The following is an 812-nucleotide window of genomic DNA, read 5'->3' on the forward strand; positions in this document are numbered from 1 at the left end:
TCGAGGAGGCTCCCGACGTAGCCGTCCGGGCGGACCATGACGGGCCGGCCGTCGACGACCAGTTCGGCCGGCCGGCCGTCGAGCAGCGCGCCCCCGGTCTCGGCCACCCGGGATCCGGTCAGCTCTCCGGGCCGGCCGTAGCGCACGTCGAGCCCGGCCAGGCGGCGAGCCAGGACGAGGGAGAGGTCGGGCAGCCGTTCGATCAGGTTGCCGAGCAGGTGGCGCAGGGCTTGGCCGGTCGGGCTGGTCGCGGTGATCAGCGCGGTCTGGGCGAGAGTGTGCTCGGCGACGTCCTCGGCCCACGGGCGGCGCTCGTCGTGGTAGGTGTCGAGCAGGTCGTCGCCGCTGCGGCCGCGGATCACGCCGGCCAGCTTCCAGCCGAGGTTCATGGCGTCCTGCAGGCCCAGGTTCAGCCCGACCCCGCCGGCGGGGAAGTGCATGTGAGCGGCGTCCCCGGCCAGCAGCACGCGCCCCTTGCGGTACTGGGCGGCCACCCGGGTGGCATTGCCGAAGCGGCTCAGCCACGCCGGGTCGCGCAGGCCGAAGTCGGCCCCGCCGATACGTCCGGTGATCTCCCGCAGTTCGTCCAGGGTCAGCTCCCGACGCCCGGAGCCCCGATCCTCGGGGTCGTAGCCGGTGAACCGCAGCAACCCACCCGGCACCGGGGCGACGATCAGCGCGCCCTTCTCGTTCTGCACGCCCCAGCCGGGTGCGGGCGGCGCGTCGGCCCGGACATCACCCAGGTAGGCGTACGTGTCGGCGTCGGTGCCCGGGAAGTCGATGCCGGCGCTGCGCCGCACGGTGCTGCCCGC

Annotated in this window: 1 protein-coding gene; it reads right to left on the reverse strand. The window is 74.6% G+C overall.

What is annotated here, in order from left to right; genetic code table 11:
* The coding region (locus Acy02nite_RS46200; RefSeq protein ID WP_203756835.1) for an FAD-dependent monooxygenase at window positions 1–812 on the reverse strand (812 nt) is incomplete at both ends.

It is taken from the genome of Actinoplanes cyaneus, from assembly GCF_016862095.1.
In the GTDB taxonomy this organism is placed as follows: domain Bacteria; phylum Actinomycetota; class Actinomycetes; order Mycobacteriales; family Micromonosporaceae; genus Actinoplanes; species Actinoplanes cyaneus.